General features: G+C 77.8%; 5 protein-coding genes. 3 read left to right on the top strand and 2 right to left on the bottom strand.

Annotated elements, in window-relative coordinates:
• Both ABEB16_RS17910 and ABEB16_RS17905 read left to right on the top strand, forming a co-directional pair.
• On the top strand, positions 1-1,313 hold a 1,313-nt coding region (locus ABEB16_RS17910; RefSeq protein WP_345713578.1), incomplete at its 5' end, for a phosphohexomutase domain-containing protein.
• Positions 1,314-1,398: 85 nt separating this feature from the next.
• A complete protein-coding gene (locus ABEB16_RS17905; RefSeq protein ID WP_345713577.1) occupies positions 1,399-2,067 on the top strand; it encodes a sensor domain-containing protein in 669 nt (222 codons plus the stop codon).
• A gap of 42 nt (positions 2,068-2,109) precedes the next feature.
• On the opposite strand, the gene ABEB16_RS17900 is transcribed toward ABEB16_RS17905, so the two are convergent.
• A complete protein-coding gene (locus ABEB16_RS17900) occupies positions 2,110-3,228 on the bottom strand; it encodes a spore photoproduct lyase family protein (protein ID WP_345713576.1) in 1,119 nt (372 codons plus the stop codon).
• A 91-nt stretch (positions 3,229-3,319) separates the two neighbouring features.
• Positions 3,320-4,882: a histidinol-phosphatase gene (locus tag ABEB16_RS17895; RefSeq protein ID WP_345713575.1), complete on the bottom strand. Its 1,563-nt coding sequence runs from the start codon at positions 4,880-4,882 to the stop codon at positions 3,320-3,322.
• A gap of 71 nt (positions 4,883-4,953) precedes the next feature.
• Here ABEB16_RS17895 and ABEB16_RS17890 point away from each other — a divergent pair.
• Positions 4,954-5,559: aldehyde dehydrogenase family protein (locus tag ABEB16_RS17890; RefSeq protein WP_345713574.1), on the top strand; the 606-nt coding region annotated here is incomplete at its 3' end.

Genomic DNA, 5,559 nt, shown 5'->3' with positions numbered 1-5,559 from the left:
CCACGCCCGTGCTGGCGTTCGCGGTGCGCCACCTCGACGCCGACGCCGGGGTGATGGTGACCGCGAGCCACAACCCGCCGCAGGACAACGGCTACAAGGTGTACCTCGGCGGCCGGGTCGCGCCCGAGGAGGGCCGCGGCGTGCAGATCGTGCCGCCGGTGGACGCGCAGATCGCCGCCGCCATCGCCGCCGTCGGGCCGCTGGCCGGGCTGGCGCGGGCGGGCTCGGGCTGGACGGTGCTGGGCGAGGAGGTGCTCGAGGCGTACCTGGCCGCCGTGACGGCCGCCGTCGGGCGCGCCGCACCCGGTCCGCTGCGCGGGGGCGGGCCGGCGCTGCGCGCCGTCGTCACCCCGATGCACGGCGTCGGCGGCCACGTGCTGCTGGAGGCGTTGCGGCGCAGCGGCTTCGACGACGTCCACGTGGTGCCCGAGCAGGCCGAGCCGGACCCGGACTTCCCCACCGTCGCCTTCCCCAACCCCGAGGAGCCCGGCGCCCTCGACCTCGCCCTCGACCTCGCCGCGCGGGTGGGCGCCGACCTGGTGCTGGCCGTGGACCCCGACGCCGACCGCTGCAGCGTCGCCCTGCCCGTGCGGGGGGTCGAGGGTCGCGGCGGCTGGCGGGCGCTGACCGGCGACGAGCTCGGCGGCATCCTCGGCGACCACCTCGCCGCGCCGGGCGGGGTGCTGGCCTGCTCGGTGGTCAGCTCCCGGTTGCTGGCGCGGATCGCCGCCGCGCGCGGCGCCGCGTTCGCCCCCGCCCTGACGGGGTTCAAGTGGATCGCCCGCGTGCCGGGGCTGACGTTCGGCTACGAGGAGGCCATCGGCTACTGCGTGGCCCCGGAGGTGGTGCGGGACAAGGACGGCATCTCCACCGCGGTGCTCGTGGCGCGGCTGGCGCGGGCCAGGCTGGTGGACGGCGGCCGGCTGGGCGACGTGCTCGACGAGCTCGCGCTGCGCCACGGCGTGCACGCCACCGCGCCGGTGTCGCTGCGGGTGGACGACGTGGCGCTCATCGGCGCGGCGATGCGCCGGCTGCGCGAGCGCCCCCCGGCCGAGCTGGGCGGCTCTGCGGTGGTGGCCGTGGAGGACCTCGCCGACGGCGTGGACGGGCTGCCACCCACGGACGGGCTGCGGTTGCGCACCGCCGCCGGCGCCCGGGTCGTGGTGCGCCCCAGCGGCACCGAGCCGAAGCTGAAGTGCTACTGCGAGGTCGTGGTGCCGGTCACCGGGGACCTGGCCGGCGCGCGGGCGGAGGCGGAGCGGGCGCTGGCCGCGCTGCGCCAGGACGTCGCCGCCGCGACCGGCCCGGGCTGAGCGCGGCGGGGTGGGGGTGACCCCACCCCGGGGAGGTGGGCGGGCGCCATCGCGGCCGGGCCGTCCCGGCGGCCAGCATCAACCCATGAGCACAGCACCGACCCTGCCCCGCACGACGACCCCCTCCCCCGACGGCCGGTGGGCCCCCACCCCCGCGGGGCTGCTCCGCCGGGTGGGCGCCGACTCCGCCTACCTCCTCACCGGCTTCCCGCTCGCCCTGGCCGGGTTCGTCGTGCTGGTCACGGGGGCCGCCACCGGCGCCGGGCTGCTCGTCGTCTGGGTCGGGTTGCCGCTGCTGGTCGCCACCGCGCTGGCCACCCGCGCCCTGGCGGAGCTGGAGCGGGCGCGGATCGCCGCCGTGGTGCCGGCACCGCGCCTCGTCGGCGCCTACGGGCCGGTGCCCGCCGGCACGGGCCTGGTGCGCCGGTTCCTGGCCCCGCTGCTGCGGGAGCAGACCCGGCGCGACGCGCTGCACGCGCTCGCGCTGTTCCCCGTCTCCGTCGTCACGTGGTCGGTGGCGGTGGCCTGGTGGTCCACCGCGGTGGCCGGCACGGGCAGCGTGCTGTGGGCCCGCTGGGCACGGGCGGACGGCGGCCCGCTGGTCCTCCTCGACCTGCCGGGCATGCCGGCGGACCCGGGCGCGCGGGTGGTCGCCGCGACGGTCGTCGGCCTGGCGTTCCTGCTCACCCTCCCGGCCGTGCTGCGGACCTGCACCCGCGTGCAGACCGACCTGGGCCGGGCGCTGCTCGGCTGAGCCGCCGGACGACGCCCGGTCCCCGCCGGGCCGGGCACGTCGTCAGGTCCAGTACAGCCGCCGCGCCGCGGGCAGCCGCCGCTCCAGCTCCGCCTCGAACCAGGAGCGCAGCTCGCGCATCGTCGCGGCGTCGTAGACGAACTTCACCGCCCCGAACTTCCCGCGCTTGCGGGCGCGGGTGGACTCCTCCAGGTCGAGCTTGGTGCGCGGGTACCAGCCGAGCTGGACGTCCTTGCTCTTCGGCGTGAAGCGGTGGGTGATGCACTCCACCGTCAGGTCGAGCCCAGCCGCGCCGGCCAGCTCGGCGGCGGCGGCGTCGAGCAGCTCGGCGTACCGCTCGCGCCAGCCGTCCACCGGCATGATCGGGGCGATGGTCAGCCCGACGGGGTAGCCGGCGCGGGCCAGCCGTCCCAGCGCCGCCAGCCGCGCCGCCACCCGCGCGGTGCCGCCCTCGAAGCGCTCGACGCCGGCGACGTTCACCGACGAGCGGATGCGGGTGCGCCCGCCGTGCGGCAGGTCCAGCAGGGGCTGCACCGCGTCGTACTTCGTGGTCAGGCGCAGCTGGACGTCGCCGCCGAAGTCGTGGGTGCCGAAGTGGGTGATCGTCGCGGCGAGGGAGCCGGTGAGGTGCTCGATCGCGAGGGGGTCGGTGTAGCAGGAGGCCTCGAACGTCGTGCCCTCGTGCCCGCGCGCGGCGGTGCCGGTGGTGACGGTGCCCGTGCCGACGACGGCGTCGAGGCCGGCGAGGATCCGCGGCAGGTCCGCGTAGACGCGGGTGATCGGCGGCCCGGACAGCGAGCCGGCGAGGTAGCAGTACTGGCAGTGCCCGGGGCAGCCCTCGGCGAGCGGGAAGGAGAAGTCCGCGCTGGGCGGGATCGGGACGGGGGTGCGCTTGCCCGCCGGGCTGGTGACGACGGCGAGGGTGGACTTGGCCAGGGCGTAGGTGGCGCGCTCGTCGGCGCCGCGCGAGGACGGCAGCCGGTCACCGGGCAGCAGCGTGACGTCCTCGACGCCGGCGGCGGCCAGGCGCTGCAGGATCGCCCGCCCGTGGGGCTCGGCGGCGGCGGAGGCGGTGACGAGGACCCGCTTCGGGGTCCACAGGACGGGCCGGGCGGCGGAGGTGGCGGCGGGAGCGGGGGCGGGCAGGGGTGCGAGCGGCACGTCTGGTCCAACGCGGCAGGGGTGCCGCCGCGTCCTGGTCCGCGCCCCGCGCGCGAGTGGCGTGCGTCACCCGCTGCCACACCACCCTCGGCTACCCGTCGACGTCCACGAACACCGGGTTCGTGTAGCTCCACAGGTCCGCCCACGGGTCGGAGTTCCCGATCTCGTCGGCGAGCGGGTGCCCGTCGGCGCGGCAGCGGCGCCCGTCGCTCGCGCGCAGCCGCACGTACAGCGGGTCCGCCACCTGCCGCAGGACGACCTCGAACCGCTGGCGGCCGCGGGCCCGGGCGGGCACCTCGAACGTCTCCACGACGCGGGTCCCCGGCGCCTCGAACAGGTCGGCCTCGGCGTCGGCCACCTTGCCGGTGACGGTGCCGACGACGACGTCGACCCGCGCGACCTGCGGCACCTCCCCCGCGCCGTTGGGCCGGGAGGCCGGGTCGAGCAGCACCTCCACGCGCACGTCGTCACCGCGCGCGATCCGGGTGCGCGCCCCGAACGTCACGCCCGGGCCCGCGGCGCCCTCGCCCGACCCCGGCCGCACCCGCACCTCGATCGCGTCGAGGAGGCCGCCGTGCACCACGAACGCCCGGCCGGCCCGCAGCGCGGCCATCACCGAGCGGTGCTCGCGCCGCTCGGCCCCGACGTAGGTGCGGCTGTAGAAGCCGGGGGCGAAGTCGACGTAGCCGTGCTGCGCCCTGCCGGTCTCCACGGGGGAACCGCGGTGGCCGTGCGCCTCGTAGAACGCCCGGGAGGGTTCGCCCACGACGACGGTGTCCATGTGGTCGAAGTGGTTGTCGGAGTTCGCCGTGATCCACCACGGCAGCCCCTCGGCGAGCAGGCTGTCCCACAGCCCGCCCACCCGGGCGGTGGCGGCGTCGAACCCGCCCCACGTGCGGTACTGCAGCGCGTCGTAGCCGGGGAAGGACCACGTGCCCGGCGACTCGTCGTACTGACCGCGACCGCGGCCGCGGCCGTACGGGGCCGGCAGCGCGGCGGCCTGGTGACCGGGGGCGCCCTCCCAGCCGACGAACAGCCCCGGCGCCGCGTCCCGCCACTGCCGGATCCGCGAGGGCGCCAGCCGCCCGGTGCGCATGGGGTGGTTGGACAGCACCAGCGCGGTGTCGACGGTGCCGCGCTCCAGCTCCGCGCGCAGCCAGGCCAGGGCCTCCAGGCCGAGCCGGCGGGCGGTGTCGGTGCCCTCCACGGAGTGCCGGATCAGCTCCGGGCCGCCGGGGTTGCTGTGCGCGGCGAGCACGTCGCCGTCCCAGCGGCGCTCGAACTCCTGCAGGAACCCCACGGTGCGCTCGTGCGGCGGCACGATGAGCGTGGCGTGCTCGGCGCCGGGGATGTTCCACTCCATGCCCTGGAACACCAGCGGGGACCAGCGCTCGCGGGCGGCGGCGATGGCGGGGGCCTGCGCGGCGACGGACAGCTTGGCGTGGTCGGGGCCGCCGTGGTCGGTGATGACCATCCAGTCCAGGCCGCACTCCTGCCCGCGGCGCACCTGGTCGTCGACGGAGTACATGGCGTCGCGGGAGAACGTGGTGTGGATGTGGTGGTCGCCGGCGTACCAGGCGAAGGTGCGGTCGTCACCGTCGCTGGCGGGTTCCGGCTGCGGTCCGGGCAGGTGGGGGTGCGGGTGCGCGGGCACGGCCCCCACCCTGCCAGCCGGGGGCGGCGCGCCGACCGCCAGGAGGGCACGGCACTCGTAGACTGCGGAGCGTGGTGGACCCTGCACCCCGTGGAGCGCCAGCCGGCGTGGCGGGCGGGGAGCTGCGCCGGCCCGCCGCCGCGTCCCGGGTCGCGGAGCTGCTGCCCCGCTACGCCGACGACGCCGCGGGCCTGGCCGCCGACCCCGACGGCGCGGCCAGCGCGGTGCTCGACACGGCCACCGGCACCGTCCTCACCGAGGTCGTCGACACCCCGGCCTCGGGCGTGCGCGCGGCGCTGGCCGCCGCGGCCCGCGCGCAGACCACGTCTTGGCTGCACCTCACCGGCGCCGACCGCACCCGCCACCTCCTGGCGCTGGCGGAGGCCCTGCGCACCGACGTGCGCGCGATGGGCGCCACCGCGTCGCTGACGACCGGCGTGCCGGTGCGGCAGGCCGCCGCCGCCGCCGAGCACCTCGCCGACAGCGCGTTCTCCACCGCCGGCTGGGCCGACAAGCTGGGCTGGACACCGCTGCCGGCCGCCACCGTCGGGGTGGTCGCCCTCGTGGTGGACTGGCGCACCTCCCCCACCGCGCTGGACGTCTCCGCCGTGGCGGCGCTGGCGTGCGGCAACGCCGTCGCGCTGCGCCCGCGCCCGCAGGCGGCACCCCTCGCGCAC

The organism is Kineococcus glutinatus, assembly GCF_039542765.1.
Taxonomy (GTDB): Bacteria; Actinomycetota; Actinomycetes; order Actinomycetales; family Kineococcaceae; genus Kineococcus_A; species Kineococcus_A glutinatus.
Note: the sequence above shows the minus strand (reverse complement) of the source record. Positions and strands in the feature narration are given on the sequence as shown.

Bases quoted from the DNA above. Each gene is read 5' to 3' on its own strand.
- ABEB16_RS17905 (WP_345713577.1), top strand. From the start codon at position 1,399: ATGAGCACAGCACCGACCCTGCCCCGCACGACGACCCCCTCCCCCGAC.